We start from the raw sequence: 23720 nt of genomic DNA on the forward strand, positions 1-23720 counted from the left end.
TTTTAAAGTGAACGACTAAGTGAAAATAAAAAAAGCCTTCTAAGAAGAAGGCTTTCGGATTGAATAGAGTCTTCTTCTCATCTGTCAAATCTTTCACAATTTGCTGGAATTAGCACCTTATTAACGAATGAATGTTAATGGTTGCTGAGGCGTCAAAGGGCCAGTCCCTCTACCTCTCTAGATAAGAATGTTCGTATGAAATTTTATTATGGTTTTAACTTTACAACAAAAGATATTTGAATTGCAACTTTATTTTAAATAATTTTTATTTTTCCGCAAGTGTCATTGACTTTTATTTTAGTGCGTGCTAAATTTATAAAAAATTAACAAACATTGTTAAAAGGGGAACGTATTTCCTTTTAGCTACATAAATAAAATAATAAAGACAAACTCTTATTGAGAGCGGTGGAGGGAAAGGCCCTGTGAAACCCGGCAACCTTCAAACTAAATGTTTGAAACGGTGCTAAAACCTGCAAAACGTGTGTTTTGCATAATAAGAGGAGGAACAATTATGTCCCCCTCTTCAAAGTGAAGAGGGGGTTTTTATATTGATAGAAATGAGGGAGATTCGTGAAATTACTAGATTTATTATCAAAAGGAATTGTAATAGGTGATGGTGCGGTTGGAACGTTATTACATTCGCATGGTTTACAAAGTAGTTTTGAAGAATTGAATTTGTCTGACCCGGACTTAATTATATCGATCCATAAACAATATGTAGCTGCTGGAGCGGATGTTATTCAAACGAATACGTATGGTGCGAATGAAGCGAAACTCCGCATGTATGGTCTAGAAAATCAAGTTGTCCAAATTAATAAAGCGGCAGTGAATATTGCGAAAGCATCAGTAACAGATCGGAATGCAATTTTAGGGACAATTGGAGGTATGAAACATATTGGTGCTGTTACAACGACTGATATAGAGCGAGAATTTATGTTACTTGAGCAGGCAGGTGCTTTACTAGAAGAACAGGTTGATGGATTACTATTAGAAACTTTTTATGATGAATTTGAATTATTGCATGCGGTTAAAGTATTGCGTAAACAAACGAATATTCCGATTGTTGCTCAGTTAGCGTTACATGAGGCAGGTACGACTCAAAATGGGAATGATGTCAATGAAATATTAAAACAGCTTTTAGATTACGGTGCCAATGTTGTTGGGTTGAACTGTCAACTAGGCCCGCTTCACATGACGGAAGCTTTCAAAATGATATCGATTCCTCAAAATGGCTATTTATCAGCATATCCGAATGCAGGTCTCCCGAATTATGTGGAAGGGCGTTACGTATATGAGGGAAGTCCAGCGTATTTTGAAGAAATGACACCGAAATTTATTGAACAAGGTATTCGTTTATTAGGTGGTTGTTGTGGTACTACCCCGGAACATATTGAAGGAATGAAACGTGCTACTCTAAATGTTGCACCTGTAATAGCAAAGGAGACGATTCAAAGGCCTAAAGTGGTCCATACACATGAGAAGCGTTCGAGAGCTCATGTTACTCTAGCAGAAAAGGCAAAGAAACAAACGACAGTTGTAGTGGAATTAGATCCACCGAAAACGTTAGACACGCAGCGTTTTTTTGAAGGGGCAAGAGCACTGAAAAGGGCTGGAGCGGATGCTATTACTCTAGCAGATAATTCATTAGCATCTCCTCGTGTTTCGAATATGGCTATGGGTGCATTATTAACGAAGCATGATATTCCAGTATTGACGCATTTAACGTGTAGAGACCATAACGTCATTGGACTACAGTCTCACTTACTTGGATTATCAGCATTAGGTATGGAGGAAGTGCTAGCTTTAACTGGTGATCCAGCGCGCGTTGGTGATTTCCCAGGTGCAACTTCTGTATATGATTTGTCATCGATAGAGCTCATTAAAATGATTAAAGAGATGAACGACGGACGCTCTATTTTAGGGAAATCAATTGGTCCGGCAACAAGATTTTCTGTCGGAGGGGCATTCAATCCTCATGTAAGGCATTTAAAAGCAGCGGTCAAGCGAATGGAACGAAAAATTGATGCTGGTGCTGAATATTTCTTAACGCAGCCGATATATGATGTTGCTTTAATAGAAGAAGTATATGAAGCGACAAAGCATTTGGAACAACCTATCTTTATTGGAATTATGCCGTTAGTAAGTAAGCGGAACGCAGATTTTCTTCATTTTGAAGTGCCGGGTATTACTCTCCCTGAAGAGATAAGACAAAGAATGGATGGACATGAAACGAAAGAGGCAGCCATAGAGGAAGGGATTCGTATTTCACAGGAGTTGATCGATGCGGCGATGAAATACTTTAACGGTATTTATCTTATTACACCGTTTTTAAAATATGAAATTACAGAACATCTCGTGAAATATGTGAGAGAAAAGCAAGAAGTGAAAGAAGGTATTAATTGATGAAACGAATAGAAGAGAGATTACAACATGAAATTTTAATATTAGATGGTGCAATGGGAACGATGATCCAGCAAGAAGACTTAACAGCGGAAGATTTTGGAGGAGAAGAATACGAAGGTTGTAATGAATATTTAGTAAAAACAAGACCGGATGTTATTTTAAATATTCATAAAGTCTACATTGAAGCTGGAGCAGATATTATTGAAACGAATACGTTTGGTGCAACAAATATTGTATTAAGTGATTATGCATTGTCTCATTTAGATGAAGAGTTAAACGAAAGGGCAGCGCTTTTGGCGAAGCAAGCGGTTAAAGAAAGTGGGAAAGAAGTGTATGTTGCGGGAGCGATGGGACCAACGACGAAAGCGATTAGTGTTACAGGTGGTGTGACTTTTGAAGAGTTAATTGAAGCCTATACAAGGCAAGCGAGAGGACTATTAAGAGGAGAAGTTGATGTATTACTCGTTGAAACGAGTCAAGATATGCGTAATGTGAAAGCTGCGTACATTGGAATTCAATCGGCGTTTGAAGAACTAAACAAAATAGTACCTATTATGATTTCTGGAACAATTGAACCGATGGGAACGACTTTAGCGGGTCAAGCGATCGAAGCCTTTTATTTATCGGTAGAGCATATGAAGCCATTATCGGTTGGATTAAACTGTGCTACTGGTCCAGAATTTATGAGGGAACATATACGTTCCCTATCTGATTTATCGGAGTGTTATATTTCGTGTTATCCAAACGCTGGTCTTCCTGATGAAGATGGGCATTATCACGAATCTCCAGCGTCACTTGCTGAAAAAGTAAAACGTTTTGCTGAAGAAGGATGGATTAATATTATTGGTGGTTGTTGTGGCACAACACCAGAACATATACGTGTAATGAAATCAGCGCTTGCCTCGATTAATCCTCGTGAGCATCATGAAAGGGTTGGACATGGAATTAGTGGACTAGAAGCGTTGCAATATGATGATTCTATGAGGCCTTTATTTGTTGGAGAAAGGACGAATGTAATTGGATCGCGTAAGTTTAAAAGATTAGTAGCAGAAGGGAAATTTGAAGAGGCTGCTGAAGTGGCAAGAGCGCAAGTGAAGAAAAATGCTCATATTATTGATATTTGTATGGCAGACCCTGATCGTGATGAAATAGAAGATATGGAAAGATTCTTGGCAGAAGTTACGAAAGTGTTAAAAGTACCGATTATGATTGATTCAACAGATGAAAATGTTATGGCGAAAGCTCTTACTTATATTCAAGGAAAAGGTGTTATCAATTCTATTAATTTAGAGGATGGAGAAGAACGTTTTGAAAAAGTGACACCCCTTCTTCGGAAATACGGTGCTGCGATAGTTGTAGGGACAATTGATGAAGATGGTATGGCAGTTAGTGCAGAAAGAAAGATAGAGATTGCTAAAAGAAGCTATGAATTACTAACGAAAAAGTATGGTATACGCCCATCTGATATTATTTTTGATGCGCTTGTGTTTCCTGTAGGAACAGGTGATGAAGAATATATAGGTTCAGCGGCAGCGACTATAGAAGGAATTCGTCTTATTAAAGAAGCGTTACCAGAATGTTTAACGATTCTAGGTGTGAGTAATATATCTTTTGGTTTACCACCAGCTGGACGTGAAGTATTAAACTCTGTCTTTCTATATCATGCAACGAAAGCAGGATTAGATTATGCGATTGTTAATACGGAAAAATTAGAACGCTATGCGTTAATTCCAGAGGAAGAAAAACGTCTTGCGGATGCATTATTATTTGAAACGACGAAAGAGACGTTAGAAAAATTTACAAACTTTTATCGTGTTGCCAAAAAGAAAGATGTCGTTATACAAGAAACGCTAACACTTGATGAACGACTGGCAAATTATATTGTAGAAGGTACGAAGCAAGGACTACAAGAAGATCTAAGTCTCGCGCTTACAGAAGGACGAAAACCTCTGGATATTATTAACGGGCCGCTTATGACAGGAATGGATGAGGTGGGGCGATTATTTAATGGTAATGAGCTTATCGTTGCTGAAGTATTGCAAAGTGCTGAAAGTATGAAAGCTGCCGTAAGTTATTTAGAGCCACATATGGAATCTAGTGAGAGTGCAAAAAAAGGGAAAGTATTATTAGCGACTGTTAAAGGAGACGTACATGATATTGGGAAAAACCTTGTTGAAATTATTTTATCAAATAACGGATATGAAATTATTAATTTAGGAATTAATGTTCGTTCGGATCGAATTGTTCAAGAAGTACAAGAAAAGAAACCTGATATTATTGGCCTTTCTGGTTTGTTAGTAAAATCAGCGCAACAAATGGTAACGACTGCTGAAGATTTAAAAGCAGCGAATATTGATATTCCAATTGTTGTAGGTGGTGCAGCACTAACGAGGAAATTTACAGATAATCGTATTTCTCCATCTTATAAAGGGCTCGTATGTTATGCAAGTGATGCAATGACAGGTCTTGATATTATTAACAAATTACAAAAAGAAGAAGAACGTGAAAAGATGAAGCGAGATAAAAAGGAACGCCATCTTCATATTGTGAAACAAGAGGAGAAAAAAATAGAAATTCCTGCAGTTATTGAGCCGTTGCCAAAAGCAACTGTTATAGTGCCAGATTCGACGAAACGAGTTGTATTACGGGATATTCCTGCCCTTCATCTTGCACCGTTTTTAAATAGACAAATGTTAATTGGACACCATCTTGGGTTAAAAGGAAACGTAAAAAAACTCTTGCAAGAAGGGGATAAAAGAGCACATGAGCTAAATGATTTAATTGATGAATTATTACAAGAAGGACAATTTTGGTTACGCCCAAAAGCGGTGTATCAATTTTTCCCGGCGCAAAGTGATGGACAAAATATAATTATATACGATCCGGAAGATCACACACGTATTATAGAGCGATTTGAATTTCCGAGACAAGGGAAAGCACCATACCGTACTTTAGGAGATTATATACGCCCGATTGGAGATGAGATGGATTATGTCGCTTTCTTATCTGTTACCGTTGGAGAAGGGGTTCGAGATATTGCAGAGGAATGGAAGGCGAAGGGAGATTATTTACGCAGTCATGCGATTCAGTCGTTAGCACTTGAATTAGCAGAAGGACTTGCTGAAAAAACACATATGCTCATTCGTGATCGTTGGGGAATTCCAGATTCACCTGAACTGACGATGGAAGAGAGATTCCGTACAAAATATAGAGGAATACGCGTATCATTTGGTTATCCAGCATGCCCAGAACTTGCTGATCAAGAAAAATTATTTCGCTTAATTCATCCAGAAGAAATAGGTATTTCATTAACAGAAGGATTTATGATGGAGCCAGAAGCGTCTGTAACGGCTATGGTATTTTCTCACCCTGAGGCAAGGTATTTTAGTGTACTATAGTGTAGAAGGGGGAGACGTATGAAAAAAATAGTCTTTACAGGTGGCGGTTCGGCCGGGCATGTAACACCTAATTTAGCAATTATTCCACATTTACAAAAGCAGAACTGGGATATCTCTTATATTGGTTCTCATCAAGGGATTGAGAAAACGATTATAGAAAAAGAAGGAATCCCATACCATAGTATTGCAAGCGGGAAGCTACGTCGTTATTTTGATTTGAAAAATATAAAAGATCCTTTTCTCGTGATGAAGGGTGTTATGGATGCGTACGTAACAATTCGTAAACTAAAACCGGATGTTATTTTTTCAAAAGGTGGTTTCGTATCCGTACCAGTCGTAATAGGAGGGTGGCTAAATAGGGTGCCAGTTTTATTACATGAATCTGATATGACACCTGGACTAGCAAATAAAATTGCGCTCCGTTTTGCCTCGAAAATATTTGTTACATTTGAAGAAGCAGCGAAACATTTACCGAAAGAAAAAGTAATATATACAGGATCGCCTGTACGTGAAGACGTACTAAGAGGAAATCTTGAAAAAGGTTTAAAGTTTCTAGGGTTTTCCCGGAAGAAATCAGTTATTACTGTTATGGGAGGAAGTTTAGGCGCAAAGAAAATTAATGAAACGGTTCGATCGGCACTTCCAGATCTTCTGAAAAATTATCAAATTGTGCATCTTTGCGGAAAAGGAAATCTTGATGAATCCTTACAAAATAAAGAAGGATATAGACAATTTGAATATGTACATGAAGAGTTTCCGGATATATTAGCAGCAACAGATTTTGTTATTTCACGTGCGGGATCCAACGCGATTTTTGAATTTTTAACAATGCAAAAGCCGATGGTGTTAATTCCGTTATCGAAATTTGCAAGCCGTGGAGATCAAATTTTAAATGCTGAATCCTTTAAAAGACAAGGGTATGCATCGGTATTATATGAAGAGGATGTAACGGTGAACTCACTTATAAAGCATATAGAAGAGCTATCTCATAATAATGAGACGTATAAAACAGCATTAAAAAAATATAATGGGAAAGAAGCGATTAAAACTATCATTCAACATATTTCAGAGGCATGATTAAACAATCATGTCTTTTTTAGTAGGATGAAAGATTCCAAGAATTAATATTTTTATGTTACAATAAAGTGAAACTTTAATCAGTGGGGGGTTCATCCCCACTGATTATTAGCCCTCACCAATCGGGCTTTTACGGGCAGTTAATCCCATACCTAACTTCTTTGTTTTCGCTGAATTTTGAGGTGGGGGTCTTACTGCCCTCAAATAGCGGGGTAACAAATGGTTAATAGGGAAATTCCAATTGATTAAGCGTGAAAATACGAATGGATTAGGAGTGACTGTGTTGGAGCTAAGTCTCTATGAAAATACTGCACTTATTATATGCTTTGTGTTGTACGTTGGTAGTGTTATTGTTTATATTTCACGGAAATTTTCACAAGAACGAGAGCTTGAAAAATCAGAAATAACAGCTGAACTAGAAATGTTAGCTGATGAAAGTTATAAAAAACAAAAAATAAAAGAAGATCATGAGGCACCCCATCATTGAAACGCAAATAAGTTCTAAGGATGGGGATTTTTTTTGAAAAAATCCCATTAACGCTAAAAAAGGAGTTTCCCCATACATATTTAAGGAGTGAATATAAATGAAATTTTATATTGCTTCAGGATTTCAAAATAAACATCTTGTTCGTTTCGTATCAAGCCAGTTGAAAGAAGTGGGATGGCAGCATACATATGATTGGACGAAAAATGAAAGAGCAACCAATAGAGAACAATTGCAAAAGATTGGTGAAGAAGAACAAGAAGCGATACGAGAAGCTGATGTTTTCTTACTCATACTAGAGGGTGGGAATGGAAGTCATACAGAATTAGGGATGGCAATTGCTTTAGAAAAGAAAATTTATATATATCACAGGGGCAATGAGTTGCAAACTACATTCTATCATTTACGAGAAGTTGATATTTTCAAAGGAGAAATTGAGGGACTTGTCTCATATATATTGAATAAGGTGGAATGTTAGACGTGGGAATGCAGCGAGAAATATTTTTTGCAAAAAAAGAGTGAAGGTTACCATTAGGCTATTTTGGGCACAGTTATTATAAGTAAAGCATATAAAGGAGTTATAAATATGAAATTAGAAAATGGATGGGAAACAAGTTTTTTAGAGGTTGTACAAAACAGTGAATTTAAGAAAGATGCAATTCTTAGTCAATTGCTTTTTGCGGATAGTGAAGAAGTAGAAGAGCTTGTTGATGATTACGGTTATGAAGAGATTATTGAACGCGAACATGATGATGAGTTAGCAGGAATTTTAGGAGAAGAACTTTTCAGTGAGCTGGAGCGAAATGTATTCTTATCTCCACAGCCAGAAGAAAAACTTATTTCATTCGTAAATGGATTAGGTTTTCATGTGTTAGATTGGATTGTGCTTCTTGAAACAGAATTTGGCATTGATAGCGCAAACTTCACATCGGATGCAGTGAAAATGTTAGAAAAGCGCTTTAGACAGTTTCCCTATATAGAAGAGAAGACAATTTTTGATATGACGTTTGAAGAAGCGATGGATGTATTAGAATCTGTTACAGGATTACAGCTGAAGGGGAAAATGAACGTATAATGAAAAAGAACGTGATAGCTTCACGTTCTTTTTTTTTACATAATAATAATTTTATCATCTAGCTTTGTTTGTCCAGTAAGAAGTGCATTTAAATACTCTACTTTTCGTATGCAAGCTTGTATATGTCTTTCAACCTCTTGTAACTCTGCTTGGTGATGCGTTTCAATTGGATGAATTTGTACGTTAAATTTTTCGAATTGACTACTATATGTTATTTCTGCATAGCCGCTCATAATATCGGTTTCGTTATGAAATAAAAATTGCTTCGTTTCTTCACAGAATGATACATCCTGAAAGCCATATACTTTTAATGCTTCAATTACTTTGTTAATCATGTTTGTATTCATTTTTTAACCCTCTTTACGAAGTTCTACTTTTATATTATAACATAAAAAAATACGTAGAAAGCGCTTCCAAGTGTATTTTATTATAAACTTTACGTTTCAATCATAAAAATGAAACAAAGAAAAAATAATTGTAAAGAAGGAAGGACTCTTTTATTGTTTCGTCATATATATAGAGAAATAGTGCAATGAAAGGAAATTTTCCGAGGTGGAGATTGTATTTCCAATTTGAGCGCAGTAAAAGAGGTGAGAATCTTGAACTTTGATATTGTAGGACAAAAAGCATATATAAAAGATGGGCCGCATCGGAACCGAATTGGAACTGTAAAGAAAAATGAAAAACAATTAGAATCCCATTTTGCTATTGTAATTGGGGAACAAAGTATTGCTGTAGAGCTAAAGGATATCGTGTTAGTTGGAGTAGATGTAGGACAATTTCATAAATGGTGTGAGCAAAATGGCTATTTGTGAAAGGGACGGGCTGTGAGATAGTGAAATATATTTGAGAAAAGAGAATATGTTATTGTATTCTCTTTTTTTATGTGTAAGGAGATAGAAATGAAGTATAAAGAACGAGATTTTACATTGGAGTTAAAAGAGCAACTAGAAGAGTTTTTAGTAGAAGTATAAAGATTGGTTTTTATAAAACCTTACAAAAATGTAATTTTTATAAAAATCCGAAAAGATATATAATTTATTTATAATTATCTATTCTAATATACAGGTGGTGTTTTACTATGGTTGAAGTAATCGGTAGAGCTTTATACATAGTGTTTGAAACAATATGTTATGCCTTATGTTTAAAAGATAAAGAGGAAGATGAAAAGAAATAAAAAAGGACGCTAACATTTTTGTTAGCGTCCTTTTTTATTATGAAGCAATTTCACCAGTTTTTACATCATCTTGATTGTACGTATCTTGATCTAATTCACCAAGCCATTTACTAGAAATAAGACCTGCTGTCATAGAACCACTTACGTTAAGAGCCGTACGACCCATATCGATTAATGGTTCAACCGAGATAACAAGAGCGACAATGCCGATTGGTAAGTTCATTGTAGATAGTACGATTAACGCTGCGAATGTTGCACCGCCACCCACGCCGGCAACACCGAATGAGCTAATAGCAACGACAGCGATTAAAGTTAAAATAAATTGTGGTTGTAATGGATCGATTCCTACAGTTGGAGCGACCATCATAGCAAGCATTGCTGGGTAAATACCTGCGCAACCGTTTTGACCGATAGATACCCCAAAGGATGCAGCGAAGTTAGCGATTCCTTCAGAAATACCAAGCTTTTCTTTTTGAGCTTCAATATTTAATGGCATTGCACCAGCACTAGAGCGAGATGTGAATGCAAATGTTAATACAGGGAACACTTTTTTCAAATATTGAATTGGATTTAAACCAGATAATGCGATTAATAATAAGTGAATGATAAACATTACGATAAGAGCTACGTAAGATGCTAACACGAAGTTACCAAGTTTTAAAATAGCGTTAATATCGCTACCAGCAACTGTCTTTGCCATCAGAGCTAATACGCCGTATGGAGTAAGACGTAAAATTAATGTTACCATACGCATTACGATTGCATATACAGCATCAAGCATTTTCTTAAATAGCTCTGCTTGTTCTGGATATTTTCGTTTTACACCTATAAAGGCAATCCCGATAAAGGCTGCAAATATTACAACAGAAATTGTTGATGTTGGACGAGCACCTGTTAAATCAAGAAAAGGATTCGTAGGCAACAGTTCTAACAATTTGTCTGGAATTGTTGTCTTTTCAATAGAGGTAAATCTTTCTTCTACTAATTTCAGACGAGCAGATTCTGCATCACCTTGTTGTAATCCTGTCGCTGATACATCAAATCCTGCGCTTGCAGCTATACCGACAGCTGCGGCAATTCCTGTAGTAAGAATTAAAATTCCGATAATAAGACCACTGATTTTACCAAGGTTTTTCGTTAATTGTAATTTTGTAAATGCTGAAATAATAGATACTAAAATAAGTGGCATAACGATCATTTGAAGTAATTTCACATAACCGTTACCAATTAAACTAAACCAGGTATTTGATTCGATAATTACTTTAGAAGTAGGTTCATAAATAAATTGTAATATAAGACCAAAGATAATTCCGACTCCTAAAGCAGTAAATACACGTTTATTAAAAGATACATGCTTACGTTGCATATAATACAATACGCCAACTAAAATGAGCATGACTGTGATGTTAATCCCGACAAGCAGTGTATTCATGTTGATTCCCCCTAATTCCAATGTGTTATATAGAATATAAGGTAATAAAACCTATAAGTCAACTAGGGAATTGCGGGATTAAAAAAAAGATGGCAATTTGCCATCTCTTAATGCCCAGCTCCAGGGACAAGTAAAAATGTTGTGTACCATGTAAATCCGATGAAGAAAACGGTTAAATATGCCCCGAATACGTATATATACATACGCTCTGTTAATTTTAAATAACTTAAAAGTACGAAGAATCCTGTTTGTCCTAAAAATAGTAGTGCAGTCGAATGCATATCCCCTACGTAAAACATAACCGAGAAAATTCCAGTCCAAAAGCCGAGAACGCGAAACATGCGCTCCATGCCATCTCCCTCCTTTTCTAAAAAAAGTAAAACCTCTTTTCATTATAGTTTATTTTTCTAACTATTGTAAATATTCATTCATATAAAAAGAAGTCAATTATAATATTGACTTCTTCTTAGTTGAAAAACTAAATTTGAACTTTATCCCGCTATTTGTTGGCAGTAAAACTCCCACCTCAAAATTCGGCTTGAGCAAAGAAGTTAGGTGGGAGATAACTGCCCGTAAAAGCCCGATTGGTGAAAGCTAATAATCAGTGGGGGAAGAACACCCCCCACTGATTAAAGTTTCACTTTATAGTTACAAGATTTGCATCCATCTAGTAGACTATCGTTTCGTGTTAATTCGACGTTCGGGAATAAGATTTCAAAAATCCCTTTCATCATATCTCCGTGCATGTTACAAATTTCAGTTGGATGATGCGCAGCAACTTCTTTAAACGGGCAATTGTGTACATCATAGAAAATTTTTGTGCCATCTGTACTTAATTCAAAAGCAGGGGATAAGCCCGCTGTTGAGAATGCTTCTTTTGCGATTAGCATTTTTTGTTCTATCGTCAATGCTTCTGCACTTACATTTAAGCGATGCATATGTTGTTGCATTAATTCTTTGCCGAATTGTTTCCCTGTTTCATATAGCGCTTTTTCACCAGCACTACCTAAGCTTAGCAGTGAATTAAATGCTATCTGCGCTAATAATTGATAATCGCGAAATGGGAATTGTAACTGGATGACATCTTGAGACAAGACGTATAGTCTGCTTGGTCTTCCGCCTTTCCCAGTTTTTTTTGTTTCTGATTTGAGCATATTAACATCTTCTAATTTAGATAAATGTAAACGCGCTACGTTTGGATGAATGTTAAACTCATCTGCAATTTCTTGTACAGTTACGTAATTATGCTTTTGCGAAATATATTTATAAATGTAATAACGAGTAGGGTCAGATAACACACCTGTAATTTTTAAAGCTTGTTCCATTAGGATCTCCACCTTTATCACTTTATCCAAGATATTAACATTATAATACAGATAAACTTCCATATAGGTAATTTCAGACAATAATTCAGAAATTGTTCATAATTTCACAAACATATTTCCCCTTTTTATCCTAGTGAAAATACAAAATCTCTAATTTTTCTTGTGCATTTTTTCATAATATATACATAGTGAGGAGGGAAACTTGATGAACAGTGTCGAGCTTTTTGCAAATATGATTATGAAAGAAGCTTGTGGGGTGCAAGCATCGGACTTACATATTGTGCCCAGGCAGAAGGATGTGGCGATTCAATTACGTATTGGAAAAGATTTAATTACGAAACGGTGTATTGAAAAGGGATTTGGAGAAAAGCTTGTTTCGCACTTTAAATTTTTAGCATCAATGGATATAGGAGAGAGGAGAAAACCTCAAAATGGTTCGTTGTACTTACAAATTGATGGACAAGAAGTGTATTTACGCCTTTCAACACTTCCAACAGTATATCAAGAAAGTCTCGTTATTCGCCTCCATTTACAAGCATCTGCTCAGCCGTTGTCTCACCTTTCGTTATTTCCAAGTTCAACGGAAAAATTACTCTCTTTTTTAAAGCATTCGCATGGGTTACTCGTATTTACTGGGCCGACAAGACCTGAATTTAGAGACTATTTTCTCTTATAATTGAAACACATCAAAAAATTATTTATTTCAAGTTTACATCTTTATTCTTTCCAATATAATCTCTGTAAAAAGGTGTGTTTCAATTATGAAAGAAATTATGAATGTAGCTATATATTTACGTTTGTCCCGTGATGAAGAAAACAAAGGAATTGAAAGCATTTTAGCTAATCATCGAGAAAAACTAACAAAGTTTTGTGAACAAAACAAATGGAAGTACAAGATATTTCAAGAAATAGCTTCAAGTCGAACAATTGAATTAAGGGAACAACTGATTAATATGTTAGAACGTGTAAAGCAAAAACATTATGACGCAGTTGTTGTAATGGATGTTGACCGTCTTTCGAGGAATGAGTTTGACGCTCCTCGAATATTTAAAATCTTGTCAGATTCCAATACTGTTATTGTGACACCAACTAAAACATACGATTGGTCGAGAGACGAAGATAATTTGCTATTGGGCATACAATCGTTGGTAGCTGCTCAAGAATACAAACAAATAAAAAAACGTATGACAGCAGGAAAAAGGAGCGCTTCGGAAAAAGGTTTGTGGGTTCATGGCATTCCTCCGTTAGGATATGATAAAGACCTTGAAACAAGAAAGTTAGTTCCCAATGAAGCGGCAAAGCATGTTAAGTTCATTTTTGATTCGATTGTAAATGGTAAAACAGTATCAGATGTTTATCATGAGCTGAATAAAATGGGCGTAAAGACAAGAACCAATAGCACATTTGCTTTTAATTCGGTTATTAGAATAGTTAACAATGAAGTATATAAAGGCACAATCGTAAGCAACAAATATCTAGACAAAAACGAAATGCGACCAAAAAACGAATGGCACTATGTACCAGATGTTCATCCTGCAATTGTTGACGAAGCTACGTGGGAAAAAGTAAACAAAATTGTTAACACATATTCGTTTTCAGCTCCAAGGAGCAGAAATAAAATTTATCCAACAACCAAGCTCATTTTTTGTGGGAACTGTGGGAAGGTACAAGGAACTCAGATGGCACATACAGGTAAGTTATACATAAAGGTCTGTCGACACTGTAAAAATAGGACGTTTTTATATGAACCAATATTAAAGCTCATTAAACAAAGAATGGAAAAGCATATACCAAAAATCCTAAAGCAAATTACGGAAATCGAACAGAAAGATAACGGTGCTGAAGTTGAATACAAGAAACAACAAATTCAAAAACGAATTGGCATTGCTCAGAAAGCTATCGAAAAAATCAAGGAAGCTTATGAGCTAGATGAATATACTATTGCTGATTTCAAGGAACGAAAAGACAAACGTGAAGATGAAATTAAACAGTTAAAAGCAGAATTGATACAAATTGAACAACAAAATCCCAAAGACAAACTTGCTGATTTAACGGAAATAAAAAGACGGATTGAATACCTGCTTCAAACTTGGCAATGTCTTGACGGAGAAGGTTTGACAGATGAAGACGTGAACAGAAATTTGCATTTCATCATTGAACGGATTGAATGGACGTATGGAAAAGACGATGAACAACCTACAGTGGAAATTATATATAAATAAACGAACCACGCTCGTTATTGGGCGTGGTTTTGTTGTATGTAATAGTAAACATTGAGAAAATGCATAACTCGTGAAGCCGATGTGTATATGAAAATATAGTTAATAACTAGATTAATTGTTATAATAAGTTAATTGGTAATCGTGACAGGAGGAGATGAGCTACTTGACTAGTATAGACAACGAAAAAAGTAACGAAAACAACGAAAACAAAAATACAGAAGGGTGGGCGGAATTTTTTACGTGGATTGGTTTTGCTTTAGTACCTATTGCGATGGCAATGCCCTTTATAGTTTATCATTATGATTTTAGTTATTTAAAAGAGCTTGGAGCAGTAGGGGATTTTATAGGAGGAACAACTGTAACTTTTTTAACAGGAGCTAGTGTGTTTTTATTAATCGCTACAAATATTATGCAACGTAAAGAGCTACAAATGAGTAGAAAAAGTATTGATGAAATGGTAAAACAAACTGAAGCTTCTGTAGAACAAATGAAAGCTTCAGTCCAACAAGCTAAGGAAGCTAAAAAAGAAACTCAAGTTACAAATGAAACAATGAAAAAGCAACAGTTTGAAACAACATTTTTTAATATGATTAATTTACATCATAATATTTTAAAAGAACTCAAATATAATAGTAAGATAGGGCGTGAAGCGATAGCGGAGTTTTATGCAGAATTAAAAGGCATAAATATGTTTGATATATATTCGGAGCATAAGTTTGCAATATTGGAAGAAGGGAATATTGAAGAAATAAATGAATTAACAAAACGGTTTTTAATTGCTGAGGAATTAGACGAATATAAAAATGAATTTATAGAAAAGCATTGTAGTCCAAGGTGGGATTTTGAAGGTGAATACACCTATGATTTTAAAAAATTTAATGACTTTCAAGCAGTTCTTGATGGTGGAAACGATGAAGAATGGCATGAAATTGAAGCTAAAGTTATAGGGGATTTTGAAAAAAACACCAAAAATAACCGTAAGAGCTGTATAGAGGTGTTACAAAGTAATAAGTTACAATGGTATAGTAAAAAAGAACAAGAGATTCAAATAAAACATAAATATATAGCTAAATTTGAAAATGAATATTATGATGAAACATTAATATCATTAAAATGTAGTGCGTATGAAAGGTTATATAAAGAACATGAAAATATAATTGGTCATTACTATCGTAATTTATATAGAATTGTAAAACTAATACAAAACAATACTTTTGATAATGAATCGGAAAAACGTATGTATAGAGGGATACTTAGAGCACAGCTTTCTTCATTTGAGTTGTTGATGTTATTTTATAATATTTCATACTCTGAAAAAGGAAAAAAATTCAAAGAATTAATTGCAGGGATTAACTTCTTTGATGACCATCTAATTGAAGAAGACTTTATTTGGACAAACGATGTAAAAGAATTAGCTATTTTAAATGCTTCTAAAAGTGCAACGGAAACTAATTCAATTTAATAACTGAAAGACATTGGGGGGAGGATTCAATGTCTTTTTTGTATGTAATAGGAATGTATTTGGAGTATAAATAAACCACCAAGCTCGATGAACTGGTGGTTGTAATGGTTAATCAAGGAATTCAAAACGGTAACCAGAAGAATGTGTCCTGCCAGATTTCAAAGCATTGTAAACAGCTTGTGTCGAGCTATTTAATTGTCTTCCAGCTTCAGCAACGGATTCAAATTTAATTCTTTCAGAACCATTAATGGCTAAAATTGGTCGTTTGTTGTTGCTATTTATAACAGAAATTATTGACTGACATTTTTTACATATTGGAAATCGTTCATTGGCGATGAAATTAGAATATGTTTTTTCTGCTGTGTCATCACAAACAACATTACAACATTTCACTGTAATTTTGGTACTAACTCCTTTAAATTCTCCGTAGGAAACAATATTAAAACCGCAAAGCTCTGTATTATAGGAAATCATTTCGTATGTCATTGGTATTGCTTTTCTTAACAAATGATTTTCTTTAGCATATCGGACATTTGGAAAGTGAATAGTTATGGAGCTACCTTTTCTTGTAAATGTGTTCTCAATCAATGGTATTTTTTCCATGTAACTGACCTCCGTACAATTCAATTAGTATATTGCTATTATACTTTAGATTTACGGGATAAGCTCGTATCGTGGCTTGCGTTTAGAAAACAACTTAATAGGTAGCATCAAGAAAATATTAAACTCGTAAAGCTGACGTATTTATTGTTGTTAAACCGATATTTTTCATGACGATTTGAGGAGCGATTTGTCCAATTTAATAAACTCTGCTTTTAATTCCGAAACAATTAACCGTACTTTTTCAATATCGTCTAAAGTGGTTTCTGTAAATTTAATGTAGACACCTAAATGTTTTTCACAAATTTCATCAACGATATGAAATTGGTTAGTTCGAAGAAATACAGCTCCATATCCTTTTCCCAATTTAACAAGTTCAGCGTGTTCTTTTTGAAGCTCTTCGATTTGTTCTGTATCTAATTCAATTTCATTATCTACTTCAGAAATTTTTTCATTATTTTCAATTGCTGTTTCATCAGAATTTTTAACAGTTTGTTTTTTTTGAGAGGTGAAAAACACTGTCTTAAAAATTGTTATTTCATTATTAACTTCAATTTTAGAAGCATTTTCTTGTAATATAAATAAAGTGCGACCAAATCCGTTTAGCTTTGCCGTTTTGATGTTTTGTTTTTCTAAAATTTTTTTCATCTTGTACGGTGAAAGCTCAAATAAATCCCTTAAATCACCAACCTTGTAATATACTTTTCCGTTGTAAATAATTCGAGTTAACATGATAATTCCTCCGATAATTTTAATTTGATTTTTATATGGGAAGCTTCCGTACAAGTGCTTGTTTTTCTTTACACCAAGATTATATTGAGGAGTTTTCAATTGGAAAGCAGTGAATGTGACGAATTTGTGAACAAAATAAAAACCACCAGCTTTTACTGGTGGTCAATGGTTTTTGTTTTCACCACACCTTCAACGCTAACTACTTTGAAAGGTGTATCGAAAAACAGCTCATATTTTATTTGGTTTTCTTCCCAATCAACAATCATACCTTTGCATTTTTTAAGCTTTGGTTGATGTAGTTTTCTTTTTTTGCCATAATCTTCAATGCAAATGAGACCGTAAACAAATTTCATGTAATCATCAGCTTTGTCGAATAATACAGCAGCTTCCTCATGGAATGTATCAATGCGCTCGTTTTTTGCCTCTTCAACTTCAACCATGAATCGGAAGTAATCTGAAGGTTCGTTCACTTTCTTAAATAGCTTTTTATATTCGTTGTCTGCTTCACGAATGATGTTATTTGCAATAATGCGACCTTGAGACATTTCTGCTTTAGCTTTTTCAAGCGCTCGTTTGGGGGCATGAATGTTCTTTTCTTGTAGCGAATTGTATATTTCATTCATTTCATCTTTATCAAGAATAAAGTTATCTTTTTTACCTGCGCCAAAAGTTGAATCAATGTAACCTTTGAAAGTATCCTGTAAGTTCATTAAATCTTTTCCACCTTTTGATATAACACGTTTAACCGTTTCAATAACTTGAGCAGCTGTATTGTTCATTTCTGTAGTAATAATCATATTTTCCATAGCGTTTCTCATTTGTTTTGCATATTCTTTGCGTGTAATGTATGTTGTTGTCATAATAAATTTCTCTTTTTATTTATATAGTATAATTTTTAAATATTAGGAGCTCATTCAAGAGCTCATTTTGATTGTTTGATAAAGTTTAATGCGTGTGTTTCAACTTTTGACCATAATTCAGCTTGATGTGCAATTTTCTCAGCTTTTTTAACTACTTCATCTGTGTAAATGCCTTTAGAAATAAGCTTTTCCATTCGTAAATGATTCATATAAGCTACTTTCGGTAATAATGCACATCGAGTTTGTGTTACAATATATCGAGCTCCAACCGCACGTCCCATTAATTCTTGTTTAATTTCATCTTCTGGCATGAATGTATCAACCATTTCTTCGAACTTATCTACAGCAAATTCCTTTTGTGATGGCGTTAAATCAACGATAAAGTCTCGTCCTTCAAAATGATAATTGTCATCCAATAATGCATCTAACGTTGCGATTGCAGTAAAGTTTTCAATTTCGATTTCGACTTGTTTGTCAGCGTCCATCAATAACATTCCTTGTTGCATTAACATTTTTTTCATTTCCTTGATATTTTGTTGCGGTAATAAATTTTTCATAATTTCTATTCTCCTCCGATTGTTTTTGTTTGATTTGTTATTACATGACTATTATATTGATAAAAAAATTTGGGGAAGGATGGCTACATCATCTTTTTAAAAAACTTTTGTGGAGAAAAACTCTTCATTATAATGTTTTAAAATAAAAAACTGCCAAACATATATTCTAATTATCTTGATATCATGTTAATGTATTAGAGAAATGTAATGTATCGAGGAGGAAAGAGTTTGGAGTTATTGTTAGGAGAAAATATTTTCAAATGGGTACCAGTAGCAGGTACGGTTATTACTTTTTGTGCTGTAGTTGTAGCTATCTGTGCACTTAGATTTCAATACTGGCAGTTTAAAAGGAATAAGGAGCCTGTCATAAATCTTGTGAAGAAAAGAGTGATTTTTGATTTTCCTAATGTACCATTAGATGTTAAACAGCAGCAGAAGCTTAATCTAGATAGCCCTAAGGTTATTAGGGTACCAGATGAAAAAGCAATGATACCTTTATACAATCATGGCGAGACAACAGTGATTAATTTAGAATACAGCTACAAAATTAGGAATCTTCAAACGATAAAAAATATCGTAAATGCAATGCTCAAAGCTAATAATCAATACGAAGAATATAAAATTCAGGTGGGCTATTCAAAAGATGGCACAGAAATAATTAATGCAGGGTTAAAAAATCCCATGCTGCCTCGTGGGAGTGTATCATTTTATGTTGGTTATGGAAGAAAACCCGTCGAACGTCCAAAGCCAATTGAACCTGGTGAAGAAATTGATATAGAATTACCACGTTATTTTTTTCCTATCAGTAGTCATGTTGTTCGAGCGGCTGGAGCGGGGTTAATTAATGAAAGTGTTTTTCCAGAATTAGAACTCAATGTATCATATAGCGATATTAATTATCGATATTATAAAGTGAAATATATAATAAAAGTAGAGGGTTTTTTTGTAAATGAATATAATTTAAAACCTAATTGTGATGAGTTACAATTATACTTAGTTCCGGAGTTCGTAAGCAAAAGTAAAGGCAAACGCAAAAAGAAATAATTAATACAATCAATAAAAGGAAGTTCTAAACAGAACTTCCTCTCACTCCATATCCTTTATCATTTCCATGCGTTGTAGTCGTCGAGCTTCACGCTCCTGTTCTTGCCTTATCGTTTCATCGTCTTTGTGAAACAAATCGTCCCACACGGTCATAGCAAACATTAGCATCATTATTATTACCGACACGAATAACAATATCGTTTTCACACGCTCAAAATCTACTGTTTTTTTCACCATTGGTATACCTCTCATTTGGATATTCGTCTAAAGCTTGGTCCAATCTTTCATCATGCAAAAACATATAACATTGCCATTCTGGTTTGCTTCGGTTACGTGTGGAATACAGGAATTGACATTCGTTTTTCACCAAGTATTGAAACAAGCTGTATTTGTATATGACTTTTACAGGCTCCTTTTTCTTCACTTGTATCCCTCCCAAATTGGTAATTTTAATATTCATAGGGACGGTACTTCATTCTAGCTTCAATCAATTCTTCTTTTTTCTTTTCTAAGTCTTCTTGAAGAAATAGCGAGACGCACCCCAATTTCTTCAATGGTACTATCTTTCCATTCTTTATCATGTGACTCATACGAGCTCGAGATATTTCTAGGTATTCAATAGCTTCTGGAGTGGTCATGACGTTATCACGAACCCATTGGCGTTTGTCTGTTGGTTGCAATGCGTATAAATCGTTGTACAAATTGCTCATGCTGTTGCTCCTCCTTTTTGAATATCGGCTTTCCGTTCCAATTTCATTTGGTATCCATAAGGGTAGCTATACTCATCGCATAACGCATACAAAATTCTTGCAATTTTCCAATCAATATTGGAAATCAGGTCAATCAAAAAGGTGACGCCTCGTTCCATTAACACCTCAGCGGTCATTTCTAAATCGTTCACAAGGTTGAACTTTTCGTTTGGGTCAAGATACCATTTCAAATATGTGTGTACCATTGGTACATTACGATTACTGTATTCAGCCATTAACATATTTATCATCGTCATTGTTAAACGTCTATTCATATCAATAGCCCCGTAGAATGCTTTCGACATGTTCCGCAGTTGGCATGTCCAATAACTTCATTATATGAATCAAGTCGAAACATCTCTTCTCTTCGATTACTTCCGCTACCAAACTAGCATTCTTTAACAATCCAATTTCTACATAAAATTCAAATGTCATCATTCCTACGTACTGGTCTTTATGTACGTAAAATAAATTAGTTAATACATCAATTGCCGATGATACGTTTTTGTAGTTCATCATCATTACCTCCTAAATATTGTTAATTTAATTATATTAGCATTAAAAATTGCTCTCAAACATTAATAACGCTGAAGGACATACTAATAAATCAACAATACTCACAAGGGGAGCGCTCGCGACATGAAAGTAGCGAATGGAGTGGGCGACACAGCTTGTCTGTATCGTCTGGCTTTTCGTAGCCAATGTAACCATCAACTTGCTTTATGTGTTCAAAAAAATTTTTCAATACATCTTTAGTTATTGTTGCCATGTTTAATTCCTCCATCAAATTATAATTTTTCATTAGTAATTGGAGGTTTATGTAATTTGTCAAATTTTGTAACATTAATTGACGTATCTTTATATTATCAATTAAAGCGAATTATGTCTAGGTATTTTTGTGTATTTTACACCTAAACACGAATATTTAAGTGGTATTTATAATTAACGTTCGTTTTTATTCGGTAGTTAAATGTAGTTTTAGCATGTGCGGCAAATTGATTTGCCGCTATGTAAAAATGACGTTGTTATGATGATTAATGGGAGATACAGGGGAAGGGATAAAAACGATTGTAGGGGTATGCAAATGCGAATTATGAAATTTGAAAAAATTACAGTTAAAGAGGTAGTAACCGTATTGTTGCCTTTTATCACTGCTACTGATTATATATTGGTTACTATTGCTACTAAAAACCTTGGACGGAACAGGCAAGCTGTCCCGTCACCTTTCGTGCTACGCACTCAGGTTACGCTGTTTTTGCCCGTTGGGCGTTTTTGTGAAACTGGCAAATTTATATATATTTTGTTTAAAGAGATGCTCGCTCTAACGTTGGTCCTAATGGCTTTTCTCGCTACGTTCTCACACTTTTTAATGATTTTTGTTAAAACGATATTTTTTCATGTGGCTTCCTTACAAACCAACTATTCTACCTATAATAGTTGTATAGATATTTGGGAGGTAGATTTAATGCGACAAACAGAAATTTTTGGTATGACTCGTACAATCAATGTAGTAGATGCCATTTGTGGAGCTGGGAAAACATCTTGGGCGATTCAATATATAAATGAAAGCAATAAACGAATGAAGCAATTAGCTTTTGGGGAAGAACATGAAAAATTTATTTACGTGACACCATTTCTTAATGAAGTTGAACGTGTTAAAGATAACACCAATATTGGTTTTGTTGACCCTGAAGTTATCAATGGCAAAGGTTCAAAAATGAAACACTTCCGAGCTTTGATAAATGCAGGTCAATCAATCGTCACAACTCATGCGTTGTTCAAAAAAATGGATTTAGACACTTTAGAAATGATTGAAGATACTGGCTATACATTAATCATGGACGAAGTTGCAAACGTAATGGAACAGTACAACATTGACGACGATGATTTTAAAGTGCTAATACGAGATGGCATGATTAAAGTTGAAGATGATGGTACGGTTGTTTGGCTCGATGATGATTATAACGGAAGTAGATTTTACGATATTAGGATTTTAGCAGAAAGCGAGAACTTAACATACATTGACGGAATTGCTCTGTATTGGACAATGAACACAAGAGCTTTTGAAGCTTTTGAAACGGTTTTTGTTTTAACTTATATGTTTGATGGGCAACAACAATGCGGTTACTATAAAGCCAATGACATTAAATTCAAAAAGTTCAGCGTTGATAATCAAGATGGTCGTTATGAACTCGTTGATTATAATCCGAAAGTTGAACCAAGAAAAGAAATGTATGACTTGCTGAACATTTATGAAGATTACCAGAAAGAAAAATCTGTCAGCACGATGAACAGCAATTTTGATTTTCGTAAGAAATTAACATCACAACAAAAACAAGCTTTGCTTTCATCAGGTTGGTTTGATAAAGCTTCCGATGAAGAGCTAAAACAATTAAAAAACAATTTAAACAACTACTTTAGAAATCAAGTGCCAACAGATAACGGCAAATTGTATTGGACAACAAAAAAATCAACAGCTTCAACATTGAAAAATCCAAAATGCAAATTTAATAAAAAAGATGACCGCTCAAAGGATAATTATTTGCCATTCAATGCTCGGGCAACAAATGATTATGCGAATTGTACAGCTATGGCATTTGTGTACAATCGTTTCATGAATCCGATGGAAAAACGATTTTTCAAAAATTATGGCGTTGAAATTGATGAAAATGCGCTAGCTGTATCCGATTTAATTCAATTCTTATTCCGTGGGTGCATTCGCAAAGGTGAACCGATGAATTGTTACATACCATCAGAACGAATGCGAAAACTATTGAAGGATTGGGAGGATTATAAGATTTAGAAAGAGACGAGCTACATGGCTCGTCATTTTTTTCGGGGAAAATTAAAAAAGTTCCATTTTGCTCCTTACTTTTGTCTTTGGTACGTATATATATTTTGTAGACAAAAATAGACAAAAGGAGTCATTTAAATGGAGAAAAAATATGATAAAAAATCGGTATTACGTTTACCAGAAGATGCCGATAAATATTTTGAAACGGAAGCTAAACGCTTAGGAACTAAAGCAAATACATTAAAAAAAATGGTGCTAGTTCAGCAAGCTCGAAAGGACGAAAAATTGAACATTAATATTCAATAAATATAGCTGATTAGCTGTCTTAC

General features: G+C 34.6%; 24 protein-coding genes, 1 pseudogene and 2 riboswitches. Of the genes and pseudogenes, 13 read left to right on the top strand and 12 right to left on the bottom strand.

The features are described 5' to 3' along the window. Nucleotides 1-74: 74 nt before the first annotated feature. Nucleotides 75-188, bottom strand: a riboswitch (SAM riboswitch). A 202-nt stretch (nucleotides 189-390) separates the two neighbouring features. Continuing rightward, a riboswitch (SAM riboswitch) is annotated at nucleotides 391-500 on the top strand. 70 nt (nucleotides 501-570) lie between these two features. The 6 genes from ABH959_RS05485 (at nucleotide 571) to ABH959_RS05510 (ending at nucleotide 8437) form a co-directional block, all read left to right on the top strand. After that, nucleotides 571-2403 carry a bifunctional homocysteine S-methyltransferase/methylenetetrahydrofolate reductase gene (locus tag ABH959_RS05485; RefSeq protein ID WP_016100611.1) on the top strand — a complete coding sequence of 611 codons (1833 nt, stop codon included), beginning with the start codon at nucleotides 571-573 and terminating at the stop codon, nucleotides 2401-2403. After that, entirely contained in the window at nucleotides 2403-5801 is a 3399-nt protein-coding gene (gene metH / locus ABH959_RS05490; RefSeq protein ID WP_404492353.1) for a methionine synthase, read from the top strand. Before ABH959_RS05485 ends, metH begins: the two co-directional genes overlap by 1 nt. An 18-nt stretch (nucleotides 5802-5819) precedes the next feature. Next, nucleotides 5820-6878, top strand: a complete 1059-nt coding sequence (locus ABH959_RS05495) for an undecaprenyldiphospho-muramoylpentapeptide beta-N-acetylglucosaminyltransferase (protein ID WP_404492354.1) — start codon at nucleotides 5820-5822, stop codon at nucleotides 6876-6878. 244 nt (nucleotides 6879-7122) lie between these two features. Beyond that, on the top strand, nucleotides 7123-7365 hold the full coding sequence (locus ABH959_RS05500; protein WP_085960924.1) for a DUF3966 domain-containing protein: 243 nt from the start codon (nucleotides 7123-7125) through the stop codon (nucleotides 7363-7365). 97 nt (nucleotides 7366-7462) lie between these two features. Further along, a complete protein-coding gene (locus ABH959_RS05505) occupies nucleotides 7463-7840 on the top strand; it encodes a nucleoside 2-deoxyribosyltransferase (protein WP_404445419.1) in 378 nt (125 codons plus the stop codon). A 108-nt stretch (nucleotides 7841-7948) separates the two neighbouring features. Then, nucleotides 7949-8437 (top strand): hypothetical protein, encoded by a 489-nt coding sequence (locus ABH959_RS05510; RefSeq protein ID WP_002015119.1) that lies wholly within the window; start codon nucleotides 7949-7951, stop codon nucleotides 8435-8437. Between the two features lie 35 nt (nucleotides 8438-8472). On the opposite strand, the gene ABH959_RS05515 is transcribed toward ABH959_RS05510, so the two are convergent. Then, nucleotides 8473-8784, bottom strand: a complete 312-nt coding sequence (locus ABH959_RS05515; RefSeq protein ID WP_002129099.1) for a hypothetical protein — start codon at nucleotides 8782-8784, stop codon at nucleotides 8473-8475. A 252-nt stretch (nucleotides 8785-9036) separates the two neighbouring features. Between ABH959_RS05515 and ABH959_RS05520 the strand changes: the two genes are divergently transcribed. Next, nucleotides 9037-9252 carry a DUF3912 family protein gene (locus ABH959_RS05520; RefSeq protein ID WP_113935582.1) on the top strand — a complete coding sequence of 72 codons (216 nt, stop codon included), beginning with the start codon at nucleotides 9037-9039 and terminating at the stop codon, nucleotides 9250-9252. Nucleotides 9253-9651: 399 nt separating this feature from the next. Here the strand turns inward: ABH959_RS05520 and ABH959_RS05525 are convergent, their stop codons facing one another. From ABH959_RS05525 to ABH959_RS05535, 3 genes are all read right to left on the bottom strand, one after another. Next, entirely contained in the window at nucleotides 9652-11046 is a 1395-nt protein-coding gene (locus tag ABH959_RS05525; protein WP_002138338.1) for an L-cystine transporter, read from the bottom strand. A gap of 107 nt (nucleotides 11047-11153) precedes the next feature. Continuing rightward, nucleotides 11154-11396: a DUF2626 domain-containing protein gene (locus ABH959_RS05530; protein WP_002015110.1), complete on the bottom strand. Its 243-nt coding sequence runs from the start codon at nucleotides 11394-11396 to the stop codon at nucleotides 11154-11156. A gap of 279 nt (nucleotides 11397-11675) precedes the next feature. Further along, nucleotides 11676-12371 carry a helix-turn-helix transcriptional regulator gene (locus ABH959_RS05535; protein WP_002014995.1) on the bottom strand — a complete coding sequence of 232 codons (696 nt, stop codon included), beginning with the start codon at nucleotides 12369-12371 and terminating at the stop codon, nucleotides 11676-11678. Nucleotides 12372-12576: 205 nt separating this feature from the next. Between ABH959_RS05535 and ABH959_RS05540 the strand changes: the two are divergent. From ABH959_RS05540 to ABH959_RS05550, 3 genes and pseudogenes are all read left to right on the top strand, one after another. Continuing rightward, nucleotides 12577-13014: pseudogene (locus tag ABH959_RS05540) on the top strand (ATPase, T2SS/T4P/T4SS family); the annotation flags it as partial. 118 nt (nucleotides 13015-13132) lie between these two features. Continuing rightward, the gene (locus ABH959_RS05545) at nucleotides 13133-14593 is read left to right on the top strand and encodes a recombinase family protein (protein WP_404492355.1); all 1461 of its coding nucleotides are present in this window, start codon (nucleotides 13133-13135) and stop codon (nucleotides 14591-14593) included. 163 nt (nucleotides 14594-14756) lie between these two features. After that, entirely contained in the window at nucleotides 14757-16055 is a 1299-nt protein-coding gene (locus ABH959_RS05550) for a putative phage abortive infection protein (RefSeq protein ID WP_404492356.1), read from the top strand. A 108-nt stretch (nucleotides 16056-16163) separates the two neighbouring features. Here ABH959_RS05550 and ABH959_RS05555 read toward each other — a convergent pair whose 3' ends face one another. The 4 genes from ABH959_RS05555 to ABH959_RS05570 all read right to left on the bottom strand — a co-directional run bounded on the left by ABH959_RS05555 (nucleotide 16164) and on the right by ABH959_RS05570 (nucleotide 18804). Then, complete coding sequence (locus ABH959_RS05555) at nucleotides 16164-16658, bottom strand: hypothetical protein (protein WP_404492357.1); 495 nt, start codon at nucleotides 16656-16658, stop codon at nucleotides 16164-16166. Between the two features lie 165 nt (nucleotides 16659-16823). Continuing rightward, nucleotides 16824-17387 carry a hypothetical protein gene (locus ABH959_RS05560; protein WP_404492358.1) on the bottom strand — a complete coding sequence of 188 codons (564 nt, stop codon included), beginning with the start codon at nucleotides 17385-17387 and terminating at the stop codon, nucleotides 16824-16826. 152 nt (nucleotides 17388-17539) lie between these two features. Further along, complete coding sequence (locus tag ABH959_RS05565) at nucleotides 17540-18247, bottom strand: hypothetical protein (protein ID WP_404492359.1); 708 nt, start codon at nucleotides 18245-18247, stop codon at nucleotides 17540-17542. Nucleotides 18248-18309: 62 nt separating this feature from the next. Continuing rightward, nucleotides 18310-18804 carry a hypothetical protein gene (locus ABH959_RS05570; RefSeq protein WP_404492360.1) on the bottom strand — a complete coding sequence of 165 codons (495 nt, stop codon included), beginning with the start codon at nucleotides 18802-18804 and terminating at the stop codon, nucleotides 18310-18312. A gap of 228 nt (nucleotides 18805-19032) precedes the next feature. On the opposite strand from ABH959_RS05570, the gene ABH959_RS05575 reads away from it, so the two are divergent. Then, nucleotides 19033-19848: a hypothetical protein gene (locus ABH959_RS05575; RefSeq protein ID WP_404492361.1), complete on the top strand. Its 816-nt coding sequence runs from the start codon at nucleotides 19033-19035 to the stop codon at nucleotides 19846-19848. Between the two features lie 42 nt (nucleotides 19849-19890). On the opposite strand, the gene ABH959_RS05580 is transcribed toward ABH959_RS05575, so the two are convergent. From ABH959_RS05580 to ABH959_RS05595, 4 genes are all read right to left on the bottom strand, one after another. Further along, nucleotides 19891-20085 (bottom strand): hypothetical protein, encoded by a 195-nt coding sequence (locus ABH959_RS05580; protein WP_404492442.1) that lies wholly within the window; start codon nucleotides 20083-20085, stop codon nucleotides 19891-19893. Nucleotides 20086-20297: 212 nt separating this feature from the next. Then, on the bottom strand, nucleotides 20298-20558 hold the full coding sequence (locus ABH959_RS05585) for a helix-turn-helix domain-containing protein (RefSeq protein ID WP_404492362.1): 261 nt from the start codon (nucleotides 20556-20558) through the stop codon (nucleotides 20298-20300). Continuing rightward, nucleotides 20555-20872, bottom strand: coding sequence for a hypothetical protein (locus tag ABH959_RS05590; RefSeq protein WP_404492363.1), 318 nt, complete (start codon nucleotides 20870-20872; stop codon nucleotides 20555-20557). The genes ABH959_RS05585 and ABH959_RS05590 overlap by 4 nt, the downstream gene beginning before the upstream one ends. A 1-nt stretch (nucleotide 20873) precedes the next feature. Then, complete coding sequence (locus ABH959_RS05595; protein ID WP_404492364.1) at nucleotides 20874-21116, bottom strand: hypothetical protein; 243 nt, start codon at nucleotides 21114-21116, stop codon at nucleotides 20874-20876. 565 nt (nucleotides 21117-21681) lie between these two features. Between ABH959_RS05595 and ABH959_RS05600 the strand changes: the two genes are divergently transcribed. Continuing rightward, nucleotides 21682-23400, top strand: coding sequence for a hypothetical protein (locus tag ABH959_RS05600; RefSeq protein WP_404492365.1), 1719 nt, complete (start codon nucleotides 21682-21684; stop codon nucleotides 23398-23400). 129 nt (nucleotides 23401-23529) lie between these two features. After that, complete coding sequence (locus ABH959_RS05605) at nucleotides 23530-23697, top strand: hypothetical protein (RefSeq protein WP_404492366.1); 168 nt, start codon at nucleotides 23530-23532, stop codon at nucleotides 23695-23697. Nucleotides 23698-23720 lie beyond the last annotated feature (23 nt).

It is taken from the genome of Bacillus sp. RC51, from assembly GCF_044908115.1.
Classification (GTDB): domain Bacteria; phylum Bacillota; class Bacilli; order Bacillales; family Bacillaceae_G; genus Bacillus_A; species Bacillus_A mycoides.

Coding starts and splice junctions, on each gene's coding strand:
- metH (WP_404492353.1), top strand. CDS start 2,403: ATGAAACGAATAGAAGAGAGATTACAACATGAAATTTTAATATTAGAT.
- ABH959_RS05495 (WP_404492354.1), top strand. CDS start 5,820: ATGAAAAAAATAGTCTTTACAGGTGGCGGTTCGGCCGGGCATGTAACA.
- ABH959_RS05505 (WP_404445419.1), top strand. CDS start 7,463: ATGAAATTTTATATTGCTTCAGGATTTCAAAATAAACATCTTGTTCGT.
- ABH959_RS05510 (WP_002015119.1), top strand. CDS start 7,949: ATGAAATTAGAAAATGGATGGGAAACAAGTTTTTTAGAGGTTGTACAA.
- ABH959_RS05515 (WP_002129099.1), bottom strand. CDS start 8,784: ATGAATACAAACATGATTAACAAAGTAATTGAAGCATTAAAAGTATAT.
- ABH959_RS05525 (WP_002138338.1), bottom strand. CDS start 11,046: ATGAATACACTGCTTGTCGGGATTAACATCACAGTCATGCTCATTTTA.
- ABH959_RS05530 (WP_002015110.1), bottom strand. CDS start 11,396: ATGGAGCGCATGTTTCGCGTTCTCGGCTTTTGGACTGGAATTTTCTCG.
- ABH959_RS05535 (WP_002014995.1), bottom strand. CDS start 12,371: ATGGAACAAGCTTTAAAAATTACAGGTGTGTTATCTGACCCTACTCGT.
- ABH959_RS05545 (WP_404492355.1), top strand. CDS start 13,133: ATGAAAGAAATTATGAATGTAGCTATATATTTACGTTTGTCCCGTGAT.
- ABH959_RS05555 (WP_404492357.1), bottom strand. CDS start 16,658: ATGGAAAAAATACCATTGATTGAGAACACATTTACAAGAAAAGGTAGC.
- ABH959_RS05560 (WP_404492358.1), bottom strand. CDS start 17,387: ATGTTAACTCGAATTATTTACAACGGAAAAGTATATTACAAGGTTGGT.
- ABH959_RS05565 (WP_404492359.1), bottom strand. CDS start 18,247: ATGACAACAACATACATTACACGCAAAGAATATGCAAAACAAATGAGA.
- ABH959_RS05570 (WP_404492360.1), bottom strand. CDS start 18,804: ATGAAAAATTTATTACCGCAACAAAATATCAAGGAAATGAAAAAAATG.
- ABH959_RS05580 (WP_404492442.1), bottom strand. CDS start 20,085: ATGGTGAAAAAAACAGTAGATTTTGAGCGTGTGAAAACGATATTGTTA.
- ABH959_RS05585 (WP_404492362.1), bottom strand. CDS start 20,558: ATGAGCAATTTGTACAACGATTTATACGCATTGCAACCAACAGACAAA.
- ABH959_RS05590 (WP_404492363.1), bottom strand. CDS start 20,872: ATGAATAGACGTTTAACAATGACGATGATAAATATGTTAATGGCTGAA.
- ABH959_RS05595 (WP_404492364.1), bottom strand. CDS start 21,116: ATGATGAACTACAAAAACGTATCATCGGCAATTGATGTATTAACTAAT.
- ABH959_RS05600 (WP_404492365.1), top strand. CDS start 21,682: ATGCGAATTATGAAATTTGAAAAAATTACAGTTAAAGAGGTAGTAACC.
- ABH959_RS05605 (WP_404492366.1), top strand. CDS start 23,530: ATGGAGAAAAAATATGATAAAAAATCGGTATTACGTTTACCAGAAGAT.